Annotated in this window: 21 protein-coding genes; 12 read left to right on the forward strand and 9 right to left on the reverse strand. The window is 32.1% G+C overall.

Annotation, left to right across the window (positions count from 1 at the left end; translation table 11 throughout):
- Positions 1-124 precede the first annotated feature (124 nt).
- Positions 125-1,462: an APC family permease gene (locus MHZ36_RS02240; protein ID WP_239229323.1), complete on the reverse strand. Its 1,338-nt coding sequence runs from the start codon at positions 1,460-1,462 to the stop codon at positions 125-127.
- Positions 1,463-1,650: 188 nt separating this feature from the next.
- On the opposite strand from MHZ36_RS02240, the gene MHZ36_RS02245 reads away from it, so the two are divergent.
- The 7 genes from MHZ36_RS02245 to MHZ36_RS02275 all read left to right on the forward strand — a co-directional run bounded on the left by MHZ36_RS02245 (position 1,651) and on the right by MHZ36_RS02275 (position 7,557).
- Entirely contained in the window at positions 1,651-2,241 is a 591-nt protein-coding gene (locus MHZ36_RS02245) for a YdeI/OmpD-associated family protein (RefSeq protein WP_239229324.1), read from the forward strand.
- A 102-nt stretch (positions 2,242-2,343) separates the two neighbouring features.
- Positions 2,344-2,901 (forward strand): TetR/AcrR family transcriptional regulator, encoded by a 558-nt coding sequence (locus MHZ36_RS02250; protein WP_239229325.1) that lies wholly within the window; start codon positions 2,344-2,346, stop codon positions 2,899-2,901.
- Between the two features lie 410 nt (positions 2,902-3,311).
- On the forward strand, positions 3,312-4,490 hold the full coding sequence (locus tag MHZ36_RS02255) for a betaine/proline/choline family ABC transporter ATP-binding protein (RefSeq protein WP_239229326.1): 1,179 nt from the start codon (positions 3,312-3,314) through the stop codon (positions 4,488-4,490).
- Positions 4,490-5,125: an ABC transporter permease gene (locus MHZ36_RS02260; RefSeq protein WP_239229327.1), complete on the forward strand. Its 636-nt coding sequence runs from the start codon at positions 4,490-4,492 to the stop codon at positions 5,123-5,125. Before MHZ36_RS02255 ends, MHZ36_RS02260 begins: the two co-directional genes overlap by 1 nt.
- Positions 5,126-5,140: 15 nt before the next feature.
- Complete coding sequence (locus tag MHZ36_RS02265) at positions 5,141-6,085, forward strand: osmoprotectant ABC transporter substrate-binding protein (RefSeq protein WP_239229328.1); 945 nt, start codon at positions 5,141-5,143, stop codon at positions 6,083-6,085.
- Positions 6,085-6,777, forward strand: a complete 693-nt coding sequence (locus MHZ36_RS02270) for an ABC transporter permease (protein WP_239229329.1) — start codon at positions 6,085-6,087, stop codon at positions 6,775-6,777. Before MHZ36_RS02265 ends, MHZ36_RS02270 begins: the two co-directional genes overlap by 1 nt.
- Positions 6,778-6,795: 18 nt before the next feature.
- The gene (locus MHZ36_RS02275; protein ID WP_239229331.1) at positions 6,796-7,557 is read left to right on the forward strand and encodes an alpha/beta hydrolase; all 762 of its coding nucleotides are present in this window, start codon (positions 6,796-6,798) and stop codon (positions 7,555-7,557) included.
- A 342-nt stretch (positions 7,558-7,899) separates the two neighbouring features.
- Here MHZ36_RS02275 and lrgB read toward each other — a convergent pair whose 3' ends face one another.
- The 4 genes from lrgB to MHZ36_RS02295 all read right to left on the reverse strand — a co-directional run bounded on the left by lrgB (position 7,900) and on the right by MHZ36_RS02295 (position 11,666).
- Positions 7,900-8,601, reverse strand: coding sequence for an antiholin-like protein LrgB (gene lrgB / locus MHZ36_RS02280; protein ID WP_239229333.1), 702 nt, complete (start codon positions 8,599-8,601; stop codon positions 7,900-7,902).
- On the reverse strand, positions 8,598-9,035 hold the full coding sequence (gene lrgA, locus MHZ36_RS02285) for an antiholin-like murein hydrolase modulator LrgA (protein ID WP_239229335.1): 438 nt from the start codon (positions 9,033-9,035) through the stop codon (positions 8,598-8,600). The genes lrgB and lrgA overlap by 4 nt, the downstream gene beginning before the upstream one ends.
- A 118-nt stretch (positions 9,036-9,153) precedes the next feature.
- Positions 9,154-9,912: a response regulator transcription factor LytR gene (locus MHZ36_RS02290; protein ID WP_239229337.1), complete on the reverse strand. Its 759-nt coding sequence runs from the start codon at positions 9,910-9,912 to the stop codon at positions 9,154-9,156.
- Positions 9,909-11,666, reverse strand: a complete 1,758-nt coding sequence (locus MHZ36_RS02295; RefSeq protein WP_239229338.1) for a sensor histidine kinase — start codon at positions 11,664-11,666, stop codon at positions 9,909-9,911. The genes MHZ36_RS02290 and MHZ36_RS02295 overlap by 4 nt, the downstream gene beginning before the upstream one ends.
- Positions 11,667-12,100: 434 nt before the next feature.
- Between MHZ36_RS02295 and MHZ36_RS02300 the strand changes: the two genes are divergently transcribed.
- The 4 genes from MHZ36_RS02300 to pcp all read left to right on the forward strand — a co-directional run bounded on the left by MHZ36_RS02300 (position 12,101) and on the right by pcp (position 16,775).
- Positions 12,101-13,492, forward strand: a complete 1,392-nt coding sequence (locus MHZ36_RS02300; protein WP_239229340.1) for an MFS transporter — start codon at positions 12,101-12,103, stop codon at positions 13,490-13,492.
- A 384-nt stretch (positions 13,493-13,876) separates the two neighbouring features.
- Positions 13,877-15,475, forward strand: a complete 1,599-nt coding sequence (locus MHZ36_RS02305) for a M20/M25/M40 family metallo-hydrolase (RefSeq protein ID WP_239229342.1) — start codon at positions 13,877-13,879, stop codon at positions 15,473-15,475.
- A gap of 111 nt (positions 15,476-15,586) precedes the next feature.
- Positions 15,587-16,027, forward strand: coding sequence for a DUF805 domain-containing protein (locus tag MHZ36_RS02310; protein WP_239229344.1), 441 nt, complete (start codon positions 15,587-15,589; stop codon positions 16,025-16,027).
- A 106-nt stretch (positions 16,028-16,133) separates the two neighbouring features.
- A complete protein-coding gene (gene pcp / locus MHZ36_RS02315) occupies positions 16,134-16,775 on the forward strand; it encodes a pyroglutamyl-peptidase I (protein WP_239229346.1) in 642 nt (213 codons plus the stop codon).
- Between the two features lie 57 nt (positions 16,776-16,832).
- On the opposite strand, the gene MHZ36_RS02320 is transcribed toward pcp, so the two are convergent.
- From MHZ36_RS02320 to MHZ36_RS02330, 3 genes are all read right to left on the reverse strand, one after another.
- Positions 16,833-17,333 (reverse strand): GNAT family N-acetyltransferase, encoded by a 501-nt coding sequence (locus MHZ36_RS02320; protein ID WP_239229348.1) that lies wholly within the window; start codon positions 17,331-17,333, stop codon positions 16,833-16,835.
- Positions 17,334-17,452: 119 nt separating this feature from the next.
- Positions 17,453-18,259, reverse strand: coding sequence for a membrane protein insertase YidC (yidC, locus tag MHZ36_RS02325; protein WP_239229349.1), 807 nt, complete (start codon positions 18,257-18,259; stop codon positions 17,453-17,455).
- Positions 18,260-18,501: 242 nt separating this feature from the next.
- Positions 18,502-20,532: a cation:proton antiporter gene (locus tag MHZ36_RS02330; RefSeq protein WP_239229350.1), complete on the reverse strand. Its 2,031-nt coding sequence runs from the start codon at positions 20,530-20,532 to the stop codon at positions 18,502-18,504.
- 192 nt (positions 20,533-20,724) lie between these two features.
- Between MHZ36_RS02330 and MHZ36_RS02335 the strand changes: the two genes are divergently transcribed.
- On the forward strand, positions 20,725-21,534 hold the full coding sequence (locus MHZ36_RS02335; protein ID WP_239229351.1) for a metallophosphoesterase: 810 nt from the start codon (positions 20,725-20,727) through the stop codon (positions 21,532-21,534).
- Positions 21,535-21,559: 25 nt separating this feature from the next.
- Here MHZ36_RS02335 and MHZ36_RS02340 read toward each other — a convergent pair whose 3' ends face one another.
- On the reverse strand, positions 21,560-22,183 hold the full coding sequence (locus MHZ36_RS02340) for a C39 family peptidase (RefSeq protein WP_239229352.1): 624 nt from the start codon (positions 22,181-22,183) through the stop codon (positions 21,560-21,562).
- Between the last annotated feature and the right edge of the window lie 13 nt (positions 22,184-22,196).

Genomic DNA, 22,196 nt, shown 5'->3' on the forward strand with positions numbered 1-22,196 from the left:
TAAGTTTTCGAAATTGTATGGTTACCTCAGGTGATCGTTCGAGCCTTTAGGATATCACGCATAATACTTGTCCAAAGCGTCAGTGCGTTACCAAATCGGGAAAATGCTTTTTAATTTAGATGTATTATTCTGAAGTGCGCAAATATATGTTTTGAACTGATAAGTTGGCTTTTTTATTCGAAAGGTGTGCAACGCCAAAAGCGAACAATAAATAGATTAAAGTACCAATAACATACCCAGGTTTTAAATCTGAAATAAGTAAATAAGATTGATATATCAAAACGATAATTGAACTACAAGATATCGTTACTAATAATGGATATGGTACTTTTAATGGTGAATTACGATAAGCTTCTGGATATTTTTTAGGTAACTGTATAACTGCGAGTGCGGGAAAAGCAAAGACAATTAAAGAAATACCTGTACCAAGTTGTGCAACAACATTAAGAGACATGCCTGTGATAATTGGAATTACACCGATTAAATAAAATATGAATAATAACCAGTGTGGCGTACCAAAGCGCTTATTTACATTGCCTAATGATTTTGGTAAATAACCATCTTTAATGGCAATAAGCAAACTTTTAGTAACCCAAGTAAATGTGGAATTTAATGTTGTAGCCAAGGCGAACATTGCACCACCAACCATAAAGAATACAAATGCAGGTGTTGGTAATACTTCCTTTGCAACACTAGTAAGTGGTCTTCCGGAAACTTCGGGTATAGGAAGTACACCAACTGCTATGGAAGCAATAAATGCATAAAGTATACCTACAAATATTGTTGATACAATCATTACGATTGGAATATCACGTTTAGGATTTTTCATTTCTCCACCTAATTCAGCAACAACTTGAGCACCACCAGTTGCAAAGGACACTAATCCTACGGCAGTAAAAAAGCCGGTGAATCCATCAGGAAACATTGTTGGTGCATTAAAAACTTTGAAATCTACATGTGGGAACCCTAATACGATGAAACTAGATAGCGCAATAATCAATGTTATTACCATTAGGTTACCAACTATAGAAGCAGATTTAATACCTATAATATTCACTAGAAAGAGCACTGTGATTAATAAGAATGAAACGGTTCGAATTGGAATACCAGGGAGTAAACCTTCTAGGTATTGTGCAAATGATAATGCATAAAGTGCTAAAGTAATCTGTACAAACATAAATAATAGCAACCAAAAAATACCTGTCTTTGGTGATAATAGTCTACTTGTATATTGATACATACCTCCAGTTGTTGGTAAGGCAGAGCCTAATATAGCAATTGGAAACATGGTTAATAATGTAATCAATGATGATAAAATAAATGCAGGTGTAATGCCACTTCCGGTCATTTGAATACCAATACCTGTCAACGACATGACACCGGCTCCGATGATTTGTCCTATAGCAATACCCATGACATCTGTGAAACCTAATACCTTTTTCAAGTTATGCGTTTGTTCCATTTAATCACCCCTAAAAAATTTAATTATTCTAAAATGAATAAAATTAGAATAGCATAGTTTTATTTTAATTCCTAGTATATGCATCGGAAAACTTTGTTAAAGTGAAAAATATGATTAATAATAGATTAAATGGGGCAAATCATAGTAGTATATGAATATAAAGAAAACATTTAATTGGGGGATAAAACATGGTTGGAAAAAATAGCGAAGTAGATGCATTTATTCAAAAGTTAGAGCAATGGCAAGAAGAATTTGTCACGCTTAGATCTTGGATACAAGACACTGAACTGAATGAAGATTATAAGTGGATGCATCCATGTTATACTTTGGAAAATAAAAATGTTGTTATTATTCAAGATTTTAAACATTATTGTGCATTGTTATTTGAAAAGGGTGCCATCATGGAAGATCCTTATAAAACGTTAATACAACAAACAAAAAATGTACAAGCAGCAAGACAATTGCGTTTTAAAACACTTGAAGAGATTAAAGAGCGGGAAGATGAAATCAAATGGTATATCAATGAGGCAATTCGTGTTGAAAAATCTGGTGAAAAAGTACCGATGAAATCAACAGAAGAGTATGAAATGCCAGAAGAATTAAGTAATAAGCTTGAAGATTTTCCTGAATTAAAGGAAGCTTTTTACAAATTAACGCCCGGTAGACAACGCCAATACATGTATCATATAGGACAAGCGAAAAGAGCATCTACTAGGGAACAGCGTGTTGAAAAATACGTTGATCATATATTGGATGGTAAAGGAATGAATGACAAATAAATTTTTAACATTAGGATAAATTATTTAAATGAAATATGTTATGTTGATTAAAATGTAGTAATATCTAACAGTAATATTATATTAAAAAAAGAAGGTGTATGAATGCCTAGAACTTCAAAGAGAATACAATTATTAGAAGCGGCGGCAGCAATTGTTAATGAATATGGTAGTGAATATTTAACTTTAGATGCTGTTGCTAAACGTGCTGGTGTAAGTAAAGGCGGTTTATTGTATCATTTTAAAACGAAAGCTGGACTTATCCAAGGTTTAGTGGAGCATGCTGACAAATTATATCGTGATAATGTAGATGAACGCGTTGTATCTGATACACAACCTCAAGGGAAGTGGGTGCGTGCTTTTATCGAAGCTACTCGAGAGCATCGTTCTGAAAACGCGGCAATAACATCAAGCATGTTAGCGGCTGAAGGGAACAATAGACATTTACTAACACCTTTACAAGATACTTATAAGTCATGGCAATCATACATTGAAAATGATGGATTAGATAAAGTAGATGCAACAATCATGAGGCTTGCGGTTGATGGATTATGGTTATCTGAAATATTCGGTTTAGATGCTATAGATGAATCAATGAGAGAACAGATATTAGAAAGACTAACATATTATTCAAAAGTAACAGATAACAATGCATTTTCATAAAAAGTTTCATAAAATATTTGGAATTTTGAAATGTGACTGTATCGCTTTCATGTAAAGGGAATGGCCGATGTTTAAACTTCGGTTATTCCCTTTATTTTGATAGTTATAGGGTTGTAACTAAACCGTCCAGTTGGTACACTAACGAATGTGTGTAACTCATTAAAGTTGAATATAGCGTGTTTTTTAGAGAAAGTTAGGGTATCTAAATAATTGTAGGATGAACAAAATAGAGTTTGAATGTGTCGTGTTTAGCATTTTCAAAATATTGCTATATACAATCATACAAATGTAGGGCTATTTGTGCTCATGTTTTTACTTATTTTAGAATTTGTATAACATCCACAAGTAGCCTTTTTATGATTTTAGCATTTAAAAATAAAACTTACATAGCATTAGAAAGGAATGGCCATATGTTAAAGATTGAGAATTTAACTAAAATCTATGGTGGTGGGAAAAAAGCCGTAGATAATATTTCATTGGATATAGAATCTGGGGAATTTATAGCATTTATCGGTACAAGTGGCAGTGGTAAGACGACTGCACTACGTATGATAAATAGAATGATAGAAGCAACAGAAGGTACAATCTCTATCGATGGTAAAAATGTACGAAAAATGAATCCGGTGGAATTGCGTAGAGAAATTGGTTATGTAATTCAACAAATAGGATTGATGCCTCATATGACCATTAAAGAAAATATTGTATTAGTACCTAAGCTTTTGAAATGGTCTCAAGAAAAGAAAGAAGCAAAGGCCAAAGAATTAATAAAGTTAGTAGACTTACCTGAATCTTATTTGGATCGTTATCCATCTCAACTTTCAGGAGGACAACAACAACGTATAGGTGTTGTACGTGCACTAGCTGCAGAACAAGATATTATCTTAATGGATGAACCATTTGGTGCTTTAGATCCAATTACACGAGATACATTGCAAGATTTGGTTAAAGAACTACAACAAAAGTTAGGTAAGACATTTATCTTTGTTACACATGATATGGATGAAGCGATTAAATTAGCGGATAAGATTTGTATTATGTCTGAAGGTCGCGTTGTACAATTCGATACACCAGATAATATTTTACGTTACCCTGCAAATGATTTTGTAAGTGACTTTATAGGTCAAAACAGGTTGATTCAAGATCGACCAAATATGCGAACAGTAGAAGATGCAATGATTAAGCCTGTAACTGTTAATGCTGATAATTCGTTAGATGAAGCTGTTAAAGTAATGCGTGAACGCCGAGTCGATACAATTTTTGTTACAGGAAAAAACGAAAAGTTACTTGGTTATCTTGACATTGAAGACATTAACCAAGGGCTAAGAGCTAAAAAAGAACTTATTGATACGATGCAACGAGATATTTATCGTGTCCGAATTGATAGTAAATTACAGGATTCAGTTCGTACGATTTTGAAAAGAAATGTGAGAAATGTTCCAGTTGTAGATAAAGATGGTCAAACGTTAATTGGTTTAGTAACGAGAGCCAATTTAGTAGATATTGTCTATGACAGTATTTGGGGTAATGAAGCAACTGAAAGTGAGCAAGATGCAATCGTTGAATCGGACAATGTAGGAGCTGATAAATAATGAAAGCATTTCTTGAGCAATATGGTGGTCAATTGATATCGAAGACAATTGAACATTTTTACATTTCTATTATTGCTTTATTAATTGCAATTGTAGTTGCTGTTCCGATTGGTATTTTACTTTCAAAATTAAAACGTACATCAAATATTGTTTTAACGATAGCAGGTGTACTACAAACTATACCTACATTGGCAGTATTAGCAGTGATGATACCAATTTTCGGTGTAGGGAAAATGCCAGCGATTATAGCACTGTTTCTATACGTATTATTACCAATTTTAAATAATACAGTAATTGGTGTGCAGAATATTGATAAAAATATTAAAGAAGCTGGAACAAGTATGGGAATGACACGTTTTCAATTAATGAAAGATGTAGAGTTACCGTTGGCTTTACCATTAATATTAGGTGGTATTCGACTTTCTTCAGTTTACGTAATTAGCTGGGCGACACTAGCAAGTTATGTAGGTGCAGGTGGGTTAGGTGATTTCGTGTTTAATGGTTTGAATTTATATGATCCGATGATGATTGTGAGTGCAGCAATACTAGTAACATTATTAGCATTAATTGTTGATTTTATATTATCAAGAATTGAGAAGTGGGCTGTACCAAAAGGATTAAAGGTTTCCAGGTAACTTAAGGAGGACATTATGAAAAAAATTAAGCAAATTATTATCATGCTTGTATTGTGTCTGACGATGTTGACTGGTTGTAGCCTTCCAGGTTTAGGTGGTAAAAGTACAGACGATGATGTCAAAATCACAGCTGTGGCGAATAGTGAATCACAAATTATGTCACATATGTTGAGACTGTTAATAGAGCATGATACACATGGCAAGATAAAACCAACATTAATTAACAATTTGGGATCAAGTACGATTCAACATAATGCATTAGTTAGCGGAGATGCAAATATGTCAGGAGCCCGTTATGATGGGACGGATTTAACAGGGGCATTAAAAGAAAAGCCGATAAAAGATCCCAAAAAAGCGATGAAAGTTACACAACAAGGATTTAAAAAGAAATTTGATCAAACATTTTTTGATTCTTATGGTTTTGCAAACACGTATGCATTTATGGTAACCAAAGCAACTGCAAAAAAATATAATTTAAAAACGGTTTCAGATTTGAAACGCCATAGAAATGATTTACGATTAGGTGTCGATAGTTCGTGGTTAAATCGTGAAGGCGATGGTTATAAAGGCTTTACTCAAGCGTATGGTTATAAATTTAGTACGGTGAGACCGATGCAAATCGGATTGGTTTATGACGCATTAAAATCTCAAAATTTAGATGTAGCTGTAGGTTATTCTACGGATGGGCGTATTGCTGCGTATGATTTAAAAGTATTAAAAGATGATCGGAGATTTTTTCCACCATATGATGCAAGTGCTGTAGCGACAAATAAATTATTAAATAAACATCCCGAGCTAAGACCAATTATCAAGAAATTGCATAACCAAATATCAACAAAAGATATGCAAATTCTTAACTATCAAGCTGATGGAGAAGGTCAAGAACCAGCAGTCGTTGCTGAGAACTTTTTAAAAAAACATCATTACTTTGAAAAAGAACAGAAAGGTGGTCAAAAATAATGGAAGGTAATTTATTACAACAATTAATCGAATATTATACGATGAACTTTGGCTACCTATGGGATTTATTTATAAAGCATCTGTTGATGTCTGTATATGGTGTATTATTTGCTGCGATAGTAGGTATTCCATTAGGTATTATTATTGCAAGATATAGTAAGTTGTCATGGTTTATTATAACGATTGCTAATATTATTCAGACTGTACCAGTTATTGCAATGTTGGCTATTTTGATGTTAATTATGGGTCTTGGTCCAAATACAGTTGTAGTTACTGTGTTTTTCTATGCATTATTACCAATTATTAAAAATACTTTTGATGGCATTAATGGTGTAGACGAAAATATTAAAGATGCCGGAAAAGGGATGGGGATGACACGTAATCAGGTTTTACGTATGATTGAATTACCGTTATCTCTTTCCGTTATATTAGGTGGATTAAGAATCGCATTAGTTGTTGCAATTGGTGTTGTAGCAGTAGGTTCATTTATTGGTGCGCCGACATTAGGCGACATTGTTATACGTGGTACCAATGCTACAGACGGTACAACATTTATTTTAGCTGGTGCGATTCCTATCGCTTTGATTGCTATTTTAATAGATGTTGGTTTAAGATTATTAGAAAAACGTCTCGATCCGACAAAAAAATCTTTGAAAAATCAATTGCATCAACCTCAAGGGATCGATAAGTAGAGAAAGGGCTGTATTAATTTGGCAATACTTTCAATTCATTATAAGTCTAAAACGATAGGTATGAGTCATCCATTTATAGCGATTTTACCTGAAGATGAGAGTTATTTTAACGTAAACACTTCACCTAAAAAATTAAAAACATTATTGCTATTACATGGTTTATCAAGTGATGAAACATCATATATGCGCTATACAAGTATTGAACGATATGCTGAAGAACATCAATTAGCAGTTATTATGCCTAAAGGTGATCACAGTGGATATAGTAATATGGCATATGGTCATAAATATTTCGATTATATATTAGAAGTATTTGATTATGCACACCAAATTTTACCATTGTCGACTAAGAGAGAAGATAACTTTATTGCTGGGCATTCGATGGGGGGATATGGAACGATTAAATATGCTTTAACTGAAGGGCATCGTTTTAGCAAAGCAGCGCCTTTATCAGCGGTGTTTAATCCACAATTACTATTAAACATTGATTGGCATGATTTTTCAGGAGAGGCAATTGCAGGCATAGATAAGGTTACAGAACAGACAGAACTTGACCCTTATTATTTAGCAGAACAAGTGCATGTAGAACAGCGAGCAATACCTGAATTATTGATTATGTGTGGGACAGAAGATGATTTAATTACGGATAATAAACATTTTATAAAATGCTTGGATGCACATCATATTCCATATCAGTTTAAAGAGGGACCTGGCAAACATGATTATGCATATTGGGATAAAGCAATTGAGCGTGCAATCAATTGGTTTATGGAGAATTAGGTACATAGATCTTAACAAATCAGTAAATGCGTTTTTATACGTATTTACTGATTTTTTTGTTTATAATACTTCATATTTTTGACTTACTTTTCTAAGATGCCATCTTGATTTTTGATGACATTCGACTCTAACCATACCCCAGGCAATCATGCACGTTCAAAATCATAAGGATTTAAATATAAAAGCGAATAAAACTATTTCATATTTTCTCGATTATATTGAGAAAAGATATTGATGACTAAAGGTTTATAACTATAAAAAAAGCTATGAAAAAATCTAGCGTCGTAGATTTCTTCATAGCAAATCGTAGTATGTTTTTTATTGATATTAAATATTAAAATTCTACAATAATACTGTCGCTAAAATTGGTGCTACTATCACGACGATAACACCTACAATTACTAGAGAAATAGAAGCCATGGATGCTTCAGTTTCTCCAAATTCCTGTGCTGATGATACGCCTAGAGAATGTCCACTTGTTCCTAGCGCTAATCCACGTGCTATAGGATTAGTAATATTAAATAATTTAATCAATTTGGTACCCAGTGCATAAATAATAACACCGTTTAATATCACTGCTAATGATGTTAATTCTTTGATACCTCCAATATCTGCTGAAACTGGTAGCGCGATTGCAGTTGTCGCACCTTGAGGTAGCATTGAAGCAATAATATCATTAGAGAATTGGAATAAACCTGCGATAAGATAAATACAAACCAATGCAGCAGTTGTACCTAGTGTAATACCACCAAGAATTTGAACCCAGTATTTTTTTAATACTTCTCTACGTTTGTATAAAGGAATCGCGAAACAAATTGTTGCAGGCTCTAAGAAAAAGTTAATGATGTCGCCACCGATTTTATAATTTTCGTAACTAATACCTGTGATTTTTAAAAAGGCAATGCCCACGACCATTGAAACAAATAAGGGTGTGAATAAGAAAAAGCCGTTTGTTTTTTTAAAGAGCATTGTCGCTATAATAAAAGGAATAAGTGAAAGTAATATTCCAAAATAGGGTGTATTGATACCTAAATGTTCTATCATATTTTTTCCTCCGCTAACTTATTATGTTTTGCTTTTTTCGGTATGAATGATTTTGTAATCAACATTTGTGAGAAGAATCCAGTACATAAAAGTAATAAAAGTGTCGAGATGATTATGAGTAAAATAATAAGTATTGGGCTTGAGCTTAGTACACCGAGTGAGTTAATCACCGATACACCTGCAGGTACGAATAAGAAACCAATATTGTTTGTTAACGTAGTACCGACTTTTTCGACTTGTCCTAATTTAACAATACCTGTACATAACGCTATAAATAAAAGAACTAAACCGATAACTGATGCTGGCATAGGAATAGGCATAAAGCTTTCAATAATATTTGAAATAAGTAAAATAACTGCAATCACTAATGACTGATGGAAAAAGTTATAAGTCTTAGATGATTTATTTTGAGTCTGTTGTTTGTTTGCTTCCATAGTAAAAGCCCCCTGTATTAATCTTGACTTCATTATAAAATGAAAGCGATTTCTAAAGGGGGTTTTCCTGCGAGTTACAAATTGTTGTTGCTGAGTTGCATAAAACGACAGGTAACTATCAAGTAAGACCTATATTATTTTTAAATTGTTTCATATAAGAGCGACTGACTTGTACTTTTAACTGGTTTGACATCGTTAATTGATAAGTGTAATTAAACCAATGTTCAATCGTTTGTATATGTGATTGATTAATGATTGTAGCGCGATGTACACGCATAAACTGGTTGCCAGAAAGACGTTTTTCATAATGATTTAATGGTTCGGTAGTTTGGTAGTCTCCATTCTGTGTGTGTATTGTAGTAATTCCATTATTTACAGTTATGGCGATGATTTCGCTATGATTAATAATATGAATCCGTTCATCCACTTCGATAGGTAAGGTTGCATGGCCTTCTTCTGATTGTACTTTTGGGTTTGAAAAATGAACTGTTTGCTTTTCACTTTGATCGTTTTCAATAGAAAGTGCACGCTCAACTTTATGTATTGCTTGTGCAATACGATGTTGTTCAAAAGGTTTTAAAATATAATCTATAGCATTAAGTTCAAAGGCTTTCACCGCATAGGTATCATGTGCGGTTGCAAAAATAATAAATGGTTGTCGCTTCATTTTCTTGATTTTTTGAGCCAATTCTAAACCACTTTCATCCATTAAATTGATATCTAAAAATATGACATCATAATCATCATATAAAAGTAATTCTAAAGTTTCAGAGATTGTTTCTGATTCGTCAATTGTTTCAAAATGACGTATTTCATTTAATAGATAATGTAATTCATTTCTCGCTAACGGTTCGTCATCTACTATGATTGCTTTCATATATTTGTCTCCTTTATTAAATGATAAGGAATAGTATAGCTCACTATAGTTCCAGTTTGATTAGATTGAAAATGTAAATTAGCTTGACTGCCAAATAAACCATCTAATCTGCGATTTAAATTTTCTAATGCACTTCCAGTTCCTGATTCAGAATTAACAGTAGTTGTACCGATTATCTTTAATTTATCTTCAGAAATACCTTGTCCATTATCTTGAACGGATATATTCAATCCATCATCTGTTTGTTTAGCAATGACTTGTATAAAATTATTGGACTTTCTATTTTTAAAAGCATGCTTTACTGCATTCTCTATTAATATTTGTATTGAAAATGGAGGTACAGACGCGTTATAACAATCTCGATCAATAATAAATTCAACTTCAAATCGATCTGGATAGCGTGCTTGTTCTAATGAAAGATACGCTTTTACTTGTTGCAGTTCCTTTTCCAATGAAATCAGGTTATTGCGCGCACCTTGCAAGTTAGAACGGAAAAACTGACTTAGCTGTAATAATAATGTGCGTGCCTTTTCGCTATCTATTCTCACCATAGCTGAAATGGTGTTAATTGCATTAAAGAAGAAATGTGGATTTACTTGTGCTTGTAATGATTTGATTTCTGCATCTCTTATTAGTGCACTTTGTGTTTCTGCTTCGCCAAGTTCTAATTGGCTAGAAAAGATATCCGCTAATCCTGTTGCTAATTGTTTATCTGAATATGTTACATCATTTACATTAGTAAAATATAATTTTAAAGTGCCAACTACTTTTTCCTTAACACTTAATGGTACAACAATGGCAGCTTGTAGTGGGCAACCAGGATGATTACAACCAATTTCCTCACTAGAATAAGCCTCTTTTAAAGTGCCAGAATGAATGGCTTCTTTCGATAAATTAGTGATAATTGCTTTCTGTGCAACATGATGATCACTTGCAACACCTACATGAGTTAGAATGTCTTTTTTATTTGTGATAGCGACCGCTGAAACTTGCATTAAGTTTAAAATGATTTCGGCAGCTCGCTTTGCAGATTGCTCATTTAACCCAGAACGAAAATAAGGTAATGTTTGATTGGCTAACTGTAATACATCATGTGTTTGAATTGCTCGAGTTTCTTCTTCTTTTTTAATTGTTGAAAGAATAATTGATAAAAAGATAGCTGTTCCAATAGAATTGATAGATATCATTGGGAGTGCAATTAATTTAACAAGTGTCCAAGCATGTTCCGTGTTATTTGAAAAAATTAAAATACATAACATTTGAATGATTTCAGTAGTACCACCAATTAAGGCACCTTTCAGAATCGTAGGGTATCGACGTGCACGCATTGCTTTGTGACCAAAGTAACCAGAAACGAGTGCAATTACTATTGATGAAATTAAATAGATATATGCATCTGCACCTCCGATGTAGACACGATATAATCCTGAAATAATGGCAACAGCAATAGCAACATAAGGCCCACCTATTAATCCAGATACACCAATAGTTAATACACGTGTGTTTGCTAAGGAGGCATCTGGCGCTAAATGTTTATAGACCGCACCATTTACTACTTGGTCCCCTAATATTTGTACTCCTGTAAAATTTGATAAAATAGAGAAGCACCCAAATATAATAATAAGTTGCCATTGTGAATGACGTTGTTCACGTTCATTCATCATAGTTTTAAAATGATGAATATTCATCAATATATATGCAATTAAGATAATTAATCCTACTCGCTCTAATAATAAAATAAATAAATTAAACATAGGAACCGCCTTTGATAATCAGTTTGTAATTCTATTATACTAAAGAACTTTTACCTAATCATAGTAATGTAGTGTTCTTAAAGAATATATAGATATCATTATCTTTTGTTGAAAAATAATTTTAGATAAAGGTAAATTATATAGAAATAAAAGTAAAATTTTACATCATAAGAGCTAGTTTTTAGCATTTACTATTTCAAAGTGGTATCGTAGATATATTGGCTTAAAATAATATACTTAATTTGAAGTGATTAGATTAGGATTTAATGCTTTTTATTTTATATTTGTTTTGCCATATTTTTATAGGACTCATTTTGAAATAGATATAGACTTTTTTAGATGATTGTATTTTGCATGTTTTTAAAGGCGTGTATACCTATTTTGAAGTGCTACAGCCGTGAGATTACTTGGATATATTAGGAGGAAATTGAATTATGGAAACATCACAAACCTTTAAAGGAGATAATAAACTTCTTTTTGGGATTTTTTTAGGTGTAATAACTTTCTGGTTATTTGCATCATCATTAGTGAATATTGTACCTGATTTGGAATCATCTTTTGATGCAAATTATGGGACAATCAATGTTGCAGTCAGTCTGACGTCCTTATTATGTGGACTATTTGTCGTGGGGGCAGGTGGCCTTGCAGATAGATATGGTCGAGTGAAAATGACATATATCGGTTTGATTTTAAGTGTTATAGGCTCATTGATGATCATTATTCCTGGTTTCACACCATTATTGGTTATAGGGAGAGCAGTTCAAGGTTTATCTGCTGCATTTATCATGCCATCAACACTAGCGATTATTAATGAATATTATATTGGTCGAGAACGTCAACGTGCTTTAAGCTATTGGTCTATCGGTTCATGGGGAGGAACAGGTATATGTTCATTCTTTGGTGGAATCATGTCGACATTTATAGGTTGGAGATCAATTTTCATTATTTCTATTATTGTCGCAATCTTAGCAATGTATTTAATCAAACATACACCAGAAACGAAGGGTGTACAAACTGAACTTTCAAAACGTGCAAAATTTGATTTCGGTGGATTAGTTATTTTAATTATTTCTATGTTAAGTTTAAATTTAATTATTACTAAAACTGAAGATTATGGTCTCTTTTCAACGGCTATTATCTCCTTAATCATATTATTTATTATTTCCTTGATAGCATTTATATTGTTTGAGAATAAAATTAAAAATCCTTTAATTGATTTTAAACTATTTAAACACAAAGGTTACAGTGGTGCAGTGGTTTCTAACTTCTTACTTAATGCTGTTGCAGGTACTTTAATAGTGGCGAATACTTATTTCCAATCGGGATTACATTTTAGTTCGTTCCAATCTGGTGTAATGACAATAACTTATTTAATTGCAGTACTTGTCATGATTCGTGTAGGTGAAAAAATCCTTCAATCAGTGGGACCTAAACGTCCAATGTTAATTGGTGCAGCCCTTAATGCAGTGGGTATTGTTATGATTTCTCTGACATTTTTACCAACAGTACCTTATGTCATTATGTGTGTATTAGGCTATCTTGTATACGGAGTAGGTCTAGGATTATATGCTACGCCGTCAACAGACACAGCAGTATCTACTGCGCCTGAAGATAAAGTTGGTGTCGCTTCAGGAGTTTATAAAATGGCTTCTTCTTTAGGGAACTCATTTGGTGTTGCTATATCTGGTTCGTTATTTAGTGTAATGACTGCAGTATACAATATTCATGTTGGTGCAATGTATGGCTTATTATTTAATGCTGTATTAGCGATTATTGCATTTATCGCAGTATACTTATTAGTACCTAAAAGTCAGTACAATAATTAATACGAAATAGAAAATAATCGAAAAGGCTCGAATTAGACAATACGTTTAATTCGAGCTTTTTTTGCTATATAAATAAAAAAATTGAATTTACATTTGAGCTTAACCTAACGACATGGATTACTAATGAATATGAAAAGGTGGTGCACAGTTTTTAAGAAATTCAATTGTGCATTGGCTAAGTATAATAGAATAATTGAATGAGATACATTGAGCAAACAATAACAAAAAATTTGTGGTGATTTATGATAGAGATGTTAGTATACAGAAAAGGACTAGTCCATATTTTCATAATAAGTGTATATTTTCGAGTAAAAAGTTATAATAAATTGCATATGAAAAATAATCCATATTATAATTTAATAAATGTATACAAGGGGGCTTTTTATGAAGAAATTATTATGGCAAACCTCTGAAGATAGACAGGATTTGTTACTAAGACTCGTGAATCATCAAACGGTTACAAATACAGAAGGGGAACTTACTTTTTCGAGTTTTGTTAAACAATTATTATTACAGCTTAATTATTTTCAATCCAATAAATCGCACATTTATTCAGCACAAACTGAGGATGATAAAGAAGCAATAATTGCATTTTATCAATCTCCAACTTCACAAAAGACAATTACTTTAATTAGTCATTATGATACTGTTGGCGTGGAAGATTACAGTGTTTTTCAAAACGAATCAACAGATCCTGAAGCTTTAGCTGAAATTTTCAAACAATATAATAATTACTTAAGTGATGAAGCAATCGAAGATTTAAATAATGAAACATATTTATTCGGTAGAGGAACAATGGATATGAAAGCAGGCTTGATGTTGCATTTATCATTAATAGAATTGGCAACAGTTGAAGCGTGGGATATTAATTTAATATTAATTACTGTGCCAGACGAAGAAGTGAATTCTTCTGGTATGCGTAAAGCCGTAGAAGTATTAGCACAACTGAAAGCACAATATAAGCTTGATATTCAGCTTCATTTAAATAGTGAACCAACCTTCCAACAAAGTGGTCAAGAAGCAGCACATTATATCTATTCTGGTTCAATTGGGAAAATTATGCCAGGTGTTTTATGTTATGGCAAAGAAACCCATGTAGGCAATCCCTTTGAAGGGGTTAGCTCTAATTATATGATGAGTTACATTAATCAAGCTATTGAATACAATACAGATTTTAAAGAAACTTTTGAGCATGAATCTACACCAGTGCCAGTATCGCTTATGAGTAAAGACAACAAGGAAACATATGATGTGCAAACACCTTTTAGAACATATAGTTTATATAATTTATTTTTATTTAAAAAAATGCCTAATCAAGTATATCGACAATTTATTGATACGGTCATCCATGCCGTGGAACATTGTGAAAATAATTTATTAAAAATTTTAGAAGCAGAAAACTTACCATTCGAAACAAAAATTAACGTATTAACATATGAACAACTACAAGATTATGCAATTCAACATTATGGTGAGTCAAAGGTAACCAATATCATTGACGAAGCAATCAAAAGTACAACTGAAATTTATTTACAAGGTGTTGTTGTTGTAGATGCACTTGTTCAATTATGCAAAGAGATCACACCAGCAGTAGTAACATTTTTTGCAACGCCTTATTATCCTGCAGTAAATGCATCAAATGATGAGGTTATCAATACGACGATTGACCATGTAAAGGAAACGCTGAAAGTTAAATATAATCGTAAAAGTCATCATATTCATTATTTTAATGGAATTAGTGATTCAAGCTATTTAAAATTTGATGGAAACTTAGAGCAAATGAAAGTATATGAGCGTAACGCGCCTAATTTTAATCGGACATATACAATACCATTTAAAGATATTAAGGCGATCAGCGCACCTACATTATTATGTGGTCCAATTGGTAAGGATGCGCACAAAGTAAGCGAAAGACTACATAAAAGTAGTGCATTTGAAGAATTGCCAGTGCTATTAAAAGGAATCATACAACAATTTTTATAATTAGATTTTTAAAATTTATTGTGCATGGAATCGTATTGAAACGGGTATTAACATGAAGTACAATATCTTCGTCTTTGAAGCAAATGCAAGGAAAAATGGGGTGGTTGCAAAATGTTAGAAGCATATAAGGATTTTTGGAGAAGGTATGTTGATTTTAAAGGGAAGTCAAATCGCGTAGCGTTTTGGACCCCTGTATTAATACATATTATAGTAATATTCTTGGTAGCTTTAATTGGAATAATTAGTTTTATCAGTGGTGGCTTTATTATTAGTGTTATACTTTCAGCAATAATTGGTATTTTTGGTTTAGCAATGATTGTTCCAATGATAGCAGTAACAATGAGACGATTTTATGATGCAGGTAGGAAGCGTATCACAGCAATTATCTTAATTATATTTTCAATAGTTATCAATATCTTATTTGATATTATTCAAGTCAATAGTATTGCAATTTTCTTGAATATAATTGAGTTAATAAGTACGATTATACTCATTTATATAACGTTACTTCCTTCTAAACATGTAGCAGAAGAAGATTTAAAATGGCTATAGTATGTATAATCTATTAAAGTAATATATTATTTTCCCTTTTACTTAAATTTAATACGAGAGTAAAAGGGATTTTTCTTTTTAATTATATAAAAATGGGTGATATAGAATGAAAGTGTTAGTCACGGGTTTTGATTCGTTCGGGAAAGAAACTTTAAATCCTTCTTGGGAAGCGATTAAGTTATTACCTGATAATATTGGTGAGCATAGAATCGAAAAGTTGAAATTACCAACTGTTTTCCATAAATCTCAAACGTTGATTGAGTCTAAATTACAAAGTGATGTCTATCACATTGTGTTATCAGTAGGACAAGCTGGAGGCAGATTCGAAATAACTCCAGAACGTGTAGGCATTAATATCGATGATGCAAGTATCGCTGATAACGAAGGACAGCAACCAATTGATAAGATTATTCAAATGGATGGCGCGTCTGCGTATTTTTCTAATTTACCTGTAAAGCGAATGACTGAAGCGATGAAATCAAAAGGTATACCTGCATCCTTGTCTAATACGGCAGGTACGTTTGTTTGCAATCACGTTTTGTATCAGTTGGGTTATTTGCAAGATAAAAAATTTCCTAACCTAAAATTTGGCTTTATTCATGTTCCATTTATTCCAAAACAGGTCATAAATAAAGTGAATGAGCCGTCAATGTCACTTAATACAATCGTCAAGGGATTAACCGTAGCCATTGAAGCGGCATTGGTATTATCTGAAGATATTCATATTTCATTAGGAAAAATAAATTAATATAGTTAAAAGAAAAAGCGATTAGGAAATTTGTAAACGTCCTAATCGCTTTTATATTTAATTATCGTGCTCTTGTCTTATATAATTCATTTGTATCTCGTTATACATTTTACCAAAGTATATTGGTTGACGTGCGTCGGTTTTTTTAAAGCCTATTTGTTCATAGAAGTGTATAGCATTATCGTTCTCTTCAACCACCCACAGTGTAACATTATCTGGAAATGAAAGTTCAAGGGCGCGTTGAGTTAAAGCAAACCCAATCATTTGGTGTTGATAATCTTCCAATAGATAGAGTGCAAATATTTCACTCCAGTCGTCTGTTGAAGTTGGGTGATCAACCTTACCATATGAAATAAAGCCCACGACCTCATTATCTACTACAGCAACTAAAGTAGGTACATCATGTCGTGTGGATTTTTTAATAAATTGTTCCTTGTCGAGGTTTTTTAGGTAATCATTTACTGAAATATCGTTATAAGTTTCCAACCAACTTTCGTAATGGACAATGGCTTTACCTTGTTTATCAACTTCTGTTAAAGGTCTAATTGTAAATTCCATACAATACCCCCTTACTTTATAAATTGTTTACATTATAGCACCAATAAATTAAAAAAAGAAACTATTAAATTTATTTAGAAATTTATTTATGTTTTAATCTGTATGTTACTGTTGCTTTATTATTCTGGTGTTTGTATTAGTTCATTTTTTAATAAACTTGCTTCAATTTGGGCCTTTTGACGATAATATTTATGTGCGAAATGCATTTGTATAATCAAAAATATACCGCCTACTGTCCAGTATAAACCTAAAGCTGCTGCAGAGTGTAATGAAATATAAGTGATGAAGATAGGTGATAATACCATTAAAACATAGTAACTTGTTCTTTGATCTTTAGGGTAATGTCTTGAATTTACTAAGGGTTGGAAGAAATATACGATTGCCGCAATGAGAGAAATCCATAAATTAGGTTCTGTTAAATTAAACCAAAGGAAGTGAGGGTAACGATCAATACCATCACTACTTGGATATTTCAATGTGATGATCAAACCATATAAGATAGGTAGTTGGATTAATATAGGTAGACAGCCAATCATATTTTTATATGGGTTGATATCGTATTTTTTATATAAATTAACCAGGTCCTGATTATACTTCGATTTATCCTCTTGTGATTTTGCGTCTTTGATATGTTTTCTTAAATGATCAATTTCTGGCTTAACGACTTTTGTTTTTTCACGTATCATATGCATATTTTTAACTTGCATAACCATAAATGGTAATAGAATTAACCTGATGATAACCACAATCGTAATAATTGCTAGTCCATAGTTTTCACCATATAAATGGCCTAGACTATGCAATAACCAGTCAATTGGTTTTACAAAAATTAGATTAAATAAACTTTGATGTTGCTGATTGTCTGAATTATCGCAAGCTGTTAATAAAATAGGAATGAATAACAAAATAAACCATCTACGCTGCATTCAAAGTGTCCTCCAAATTATATTTTTTCAAATATAACTTTAACACAATTAAATCTTTTGATTAAGTACATTTAATATATACCTATTTTGGTTTGTTTTTTTGAATAACCGGAAATTATTTCGTTATTAAATCATTTTTTAAGAAAAATACTACATAAAAAAGCCTGGGGTATTATTATCATACCTCAGGCTATATTAATGTTTTTTGAAAATTGATTTTGCTTTAACTATTGCAAGTAAAATTATTGAGATTCGTTTGCAAATACAATTTCGTTATAGTTTATATTTTCTCTTATTTGTGCTGCTATAGTTGCATCTATTTGGTTATTATTGATAAGTTCATCTAAATAATATCTCTGTAAATATAAACTTTCTAATTTTAATGGTTGAACAGTTGCAACGACTGGATAGTTATTACGCTTATTTTGTCTACGACGGATTGTGCGTAAACGTGTATAGTATTGATTTAATACGATACTAACTTCCAATATATTGTCTTTATTTTGCTCAGCTTTCAATGCTAAGGTCACATGATGATGAACAATGCGCATTACCTTTTGTACTTCTAGGAAGCTTGTTTTGAATTGATCTAATTGTGATTGATCAATACTACGTTTTGCTCTAATACGTAATATTAGCATTTTGAAAAATACTTTTAATTTTTGGACTGCAGTGGCCTCTTTATATTGCCTAGATGATTCTAAAGCAGAACGATAGTTGAGTATTGTTTGCCTGTCTATTTTATTAGATTCAATTAATTTTTCTAATACTTCAGTTTCTTTTTCGCTTGCAAGGAGCTCTAATCGTTTAACTTCTTTTGTATTTTTACTCTCAGGTGTCATCTGTAGTAAGAAAAAGAGTTCATCAAAATATTCTGAGATGAGAGAATTACAGTTTACAGATTTGTCTTCTTTGGAGCGCTGTTTTAAATTACTAATCACATTCTCGATGATGTAAGTCTTAGCTGCAGCATAAGACATTGATTTAGATTCAATACGTTTTTCTGATGGTGTGATTAATGGCAAAATAATTTGTGCAAGAATTAAACTGATCAACACCATTAGGGATGCAATAAATAATAAATCATTTTTAAATTCAAACTTTTGATTTGCCAAAAGTAAGGACGGCAAGGTTAAAGCCATGGATAATGAAATGGTACCGTGAATGCCACACATCGTCATAATAAAAGCATAGTGTAATCGCTTAGGTGGCGCTTCTTCTTGGTCATCTAAATAGGATTGGATATTGTTTGGGTAATAGAATGATTTAAATAAAATATAAACCCAAATAAATCGAAATACATAAATGGCAAGTGCAATCATCAATGTAGTAATAATTAAAAATTTAATGTTTTCTGGTTCCTTACTTACAATTTCTCCAACGACATTTGGAACAATAAAGCCAAGTACAACAAAAACAAATCCATTTAATGCATAACTTAATGTGTTCCATATTTGATTGTAGTTCATTTGTAATTCAGTTTGTGCTCGAATTAAACGCTCTCTTTCAAACCCATGTAGTAAACCAGCAATAACAACCGCTATAATACCTGATGCATGTACTTCTTCTGCTAATAAATAAACAGCAAAGGGTGTTAAAAGTTGAATGAAAATCATTGTATTACTATCTTTTAAACCTTTGTGCATCGATAAGAAAATACGCAATCGTACAATAACAAAGCCGAAGATAATGCCTATTAATACACCTAATATTGTAGAGATGATGAATTGTTCTATAGCATCAAAAGCAGAAAAAGCACCAGTAACTAAAGCAGCGACCGCTATTTTAAATGATATAATACCTGCTGCATCATTAAGTAACGATTCTCCTTCTAAAATTGATATCGCACCTTTAGGTAATACTTTGCCTTTAGTAATGGCTTGTACAGCAACAGCATCTGTTGGACAGAGAATTGCTGCAATAGCAAATGCAGCTGGCATTGGTAAATCTGCCCAAATCCAATGAATGAAGTATCCAACACCTATAACTGTTGTGAATACTAAGCCCATTGCCATTAAAATGATTGGTTTACGATACTCCAATAATTTGGTTCTAGATACGTGTGCACCTTCAACAAATAACAGTGGTGCAATAACTGCCATCATAAACACTTCAGAATCAAATTGAAAATGTACGGGTATAGGTAGTATGTATAATCCCACACCTAAAGCAATTTGAATAAATGCTGTAGGTATTTTGGGATATCTATTATGTATGATTGAGCTGATTACAACAGCCACAATAAATATTAGAAATGCTTCTAGTAAAATCATGATATCCATCCTTAATCTATTTTATTGTTATAAATTTTACCATTTTTTTATAAATATAGGTAATGAAAATATTTTGAGATTACTTGTTATTAGCATACTTGGAGGCCTATTTTTCATGAGTTAAATAGTTATAAATAATAAAACGGCTATGGCATAATAGATGTGTTAAAAATTAAAGGAAAGTGATAAATAATGAATATTGGAGTTATTTCTGATTTACATGTAGATCGTCATCAAACATTAAAACCTAACGATTATTTAACTGTCTTATTAAATTTGATTAATGAAAAAAATATTGAACTCTTATTAATTGCTGGAGATATATCAAATAGTTATAAATTAACTGCTCAATTTATTAATGATATAGAACGTGAATCAGGGAAAAAGGTTTTATTTATTCCGGGGAACCATGATTATTGGACGACTGACAATGATGCAAGTTCTGTTGAAATTTTAGAATTTTATATGAATATGAAACAATGCTTGATTGGTAAACCATATGTGATAAATGGTGACTGGGCAATTGTAGGCAATACAGGATGGTATGATTACACTTATGCTGATCCTAAGTTCTCATTAGAAAAAATAGAAAAAAGAAAATATTATGGTGCGACATGGCAAGATAAAGTGAAAATTGATTGGTCAATTGAAGATAGGAAGTTATCCATGATTGCGGCTCAACAAACAATAAAAGATATCGAACAAGTAAAAGATAAGAAAGTAATACTAATGACGCATATTGTTACACATCCCAAGTTTGCAGTACCAACACCACATCGACTATTTGATTATTTTAATGCATTTATAGGTACGTCTGATTTTAATCGTATCTATCAAAACTATAATGTTCAATATAGTATTATGGGGCACGTACATTTTAGAAATGCATTTAATGAACAAGGCGTAGCCTATATCTGCCCATGTTTAGGCTATCAACGAGAATGGCGAACTGCTGAAATCGAAAATGAAATGAGACATGCATTATATCAGTTCGCCATTTAAACTTTAACTACATTATATAATAAACTTAGTTAGATTTTGTTGGGTTTATATAAAAATTCATTCTGCCAGGAGCATTATAACTTGCTTCTAATTTAGCTTTTTCGATTTTTATTATTTGTTGTTTGTTAGGAATAAGTGCAGGTAGAATGACAAATTTTGATAAATGAGACCATAACGGATCAATATAATAATAGTGTGTCTTATCATAGCCAATTAATAATGTAATATGAATATTGGACACAAATTTAGTCGGACGATCATCAACTTTAAATGTACGTCGATATGGACGTTGACCTAGTACAGTATGATAAATTGCTACAGGTTGCCCTTGATCTAGCACTTTGCAAAGGTCATTAATAGTGGCGCCTGTACCGTCAATCATATTTGGATGGTAATGACGTAAATGTGGTACTAAAGCACTTGGGAAAATAGTTTGATGATAACCAAATTTAATCCAAAGATGATGTCCGACATAACCTTTATATGGATTGTTTTGATGTTTTGGCCAATGCTTCATGATTTTAGTGGCAGGAATTTTAATTTGATTGAATTGAAGCATCATGGCAGACACAACACCCTCACACCCCATAATCATAGGGATAGGAAAGAGTTGACTAATAGGTTTTACTGGTAATTTAATTTGATTCATGATGTTCAATCAC

The organism is Staphylococcus sp. ACRSN, from assembly GCF_022346615.1.
GTDB lineage: Bacteria > Bacillota > Bacilli > Staphylococcales > Staphylococcaceae > Staphylococcus.

Coding starts and splice junctions, on each gene's coding strand:
- MHZ36_RS02310 (WP_239229344.1), top strand. CDS start 15,587: ATGTTAGAAGCATATAAGGATTTTTGGAGAAGGTATGTTGATTTTAAA.
- MHZ36_RS02300 (WP_239229340.1), top strand. CDS start 12,101: ATGGAAACATCACAAACCTTTAAAGGAGATAATAAACTTCTTTTTGGG.
- MHZ36_RS02330 (WP_239229350.1), bottom strand. CDS start 20,532: ATGATTTTACTAGAAGCATTTCTAATATTTATTGTGGCTGTTGTAATC.
- MHZ36_RS02335 (WP_239229351.1), top strand. CDS start 20,725: ATGAATATTGGAGTTATTTCTGATTTACATGTAGATCGTCATCAAACA.
- pcp (WP_239229346.1), top strand. CDS start 16,134: ATGAAAGTGTTAGTCACGGGTTTTGATTCGTTCGGGAAAGAAACTTTA.
- MHZ36_RS02260 (WP_239229327.1), top strand. CDS start 4,490: ATGAAAGCATTTCTTGAGCAATATGGTGGTCAATTGATATCGAAGACA.
- lrgB (WP_239229333.1), bottom strand. CDS start 8,601: ATGATAGAACATTTAGGTATCAATACACCCTATTTTGGAATATTACTT.
- MHZ36_RS02270 (WP_239229329.1), top strand. CDS start 6,085: ATGGAAGGTAATTTATTACAACAATTAATCGAATATTATACGATGAAC.
- MHZ36_RS02250 (WP_239229325.1), top strand. CDS start 2,344: ATGCCTAGAACTTCAAAGAGAATACAATTATTAGAAGCGGCGGCAGCA.
- MHZ36_RS02320 (WP_239229348.1), bottom strand. CDS start 17,333: ATGGAATTTACAATTAGACCTTTAACAGAAGTTGATAAACAAGGTAAA.
- MHZ36_RS02340 (WP_239229352.1), bottom strand. CDS start 22,183: ATGAATCAAATTAAATTACCAGTAAAACCTATTAGTCAACTCTTTCCT.
- MHZ36_RS02255 (WP_239229326.1), top strand. CDS start 3,312: ATGTTAAAGATTGAGAATTTAACTAAAATCTATGGTGGTGGGAAAAAA.
- MHZ36_RS02290 (WP_239229337.1), bottom strand. CDS start 9,912: ATGAAAGCAATCATAGTAGATGACGAACCGTTAGCGAGAAATGAATTA.
- MHZ36_RS02240 (WP_239229323.1), bottom strand. CDS start 1,462: ATGGAACAAACGCATAACTTGAAAAAGGTATTAGGTTTCACAGATGTC.
- MHZ36_RS02245 (WP_239229324.1), top strand. CDS start 1,651: ATGGTTGGAAAAAATAGCGAAGTAGATGCATTTATTCAAAAGTTAGAG.
- MHZ36_RS02305 (WP_239229342.1), top strand. CDS start 13,877: ATGAAGAAATTATTATGGCAAACCTCTGAAGATAGACAGGATTTGTTA.
- lrgA (WP_239229335.1), bottom strand. CDS start 9,035: ATGGAAGCAAACAAACAACAGACTCAAAATAAATCATCTAAGACTTAT.
- yidC (WP_239229349.1), bottom strand. CDS start 18,259: ATGCAGCGTAGATGGTTTATTTTGTTATTCATTCCTATTTTATTAACA.
- MHZ36_RS02265 (WP_239229328.1), top strand. CDS start 5,141: ATGAAAAAAATTAAGCAAATTATTATCATGCTTGTATTGTGTCTGACG.
- MHZ36_RS02295 (WP_239229338.1), bottom strand. CDS start 11,666: ATGTTTAATTTATTTATTTTATTATTAGAGCGAGTAGGATTAATTATC.